This is a genomic window from Cellulomonas triticagri, from assembly GCF_003696205.1.
Taxonomy (GTDB): Bacteria; Actinomycetota; Actinomycetes; order Actinomycetales; family Cellulomonadaceae; genus Cellulomonas; species Cellulomonas triticagri.
The window spans coordinates 1-702 of record NZ_RFFI01000278.1 but is presented as its reverse complement, the minus strand read 5'-3'; the positions used below and the strand labels follow the sequence as shown (position 1 = coordinate 702).

Below are 702 nucleotides of genomic sequence, written 5' to 3'. Positions count from 1 at the left end.
GTCGCCGGGGCGGCGGGGCTCGCGGCGCTGGCCTGGGGACCGCTGGCCCGCACCACCCGCACCGGCGCCGCCCGGCTGCTCGGCGGGATCGCGCCCGGCCGCGGGGGAGCGACGGCCGTCGTCGTGCTCGCCCTCGTCGGGACCGGCGTGCTCGTCGCGCTGATCGCGACCGGCGCCGACGTCGACTGGGCCCCGCTGCCGCCGCCGACGCTGCCCGACGCGCCCTGACCCGGTGCCCGGGGTTCCTCGGACCGGTGACCGAGAACCCAGGTCGGGCCCAGGTCCAGCCCGTACGCTGGGCGGCATGACCGGGACCGGGGCTGCCGCGCGCCTGCGAACGCGCCTGCCCGCGCCCGGGCGCCTCGCCCCGGGGCTCGTCGCCGTCGCGTCGCTGCTCGTCCTGGCCACCGGCGTCGGCCTCGGGCTCGCGCGCACGCTCGTGCACCAGTGCCTGCACCTCGACGGGCCGCTCGCGACCCTCGGTGTCCGGCTGACCCTGCTCCAGGACGTCGCCGACTGCCCCACCGGCACCCTCGCGATGCTGCCCGCGCCGTCGCAGGGCGCCGTCCTCGCGATCGGGTTGGCCCTGCCCGCGCTCGCCGCCCACGCCGCCCTGGGCGCCCTCGGTGCGGGACTCGCCGCCGGGCTGCTGCGCGCCGTCCGCACCGCCCGCGGCGTGCTCGGCGCCGTCGTCCGGGCGCT

Annotated in this window: 1 protein-coding gene and 1 pseudogene; both read left to right on the top strand. The window is 80.9% G+C overall.

All coding sequences use genetic code 11. The annotated features are described in order from the left end of the window. Positions 1 to 228 (top strand): annotated as a pseudogene (locus EBM89_RS21730) (serine/threonine-protein kinase); the annotation flags it as partial. A gap of 76 nt (positions 229 to 304) precedes the next feature. Then, positions 305 to 702 (top strand): hypothetical protein (locus EBM89_RS20830; protein ID WP_199732238.1); only part of this gene is annotated, 398 nt, incomplete at its 3' end.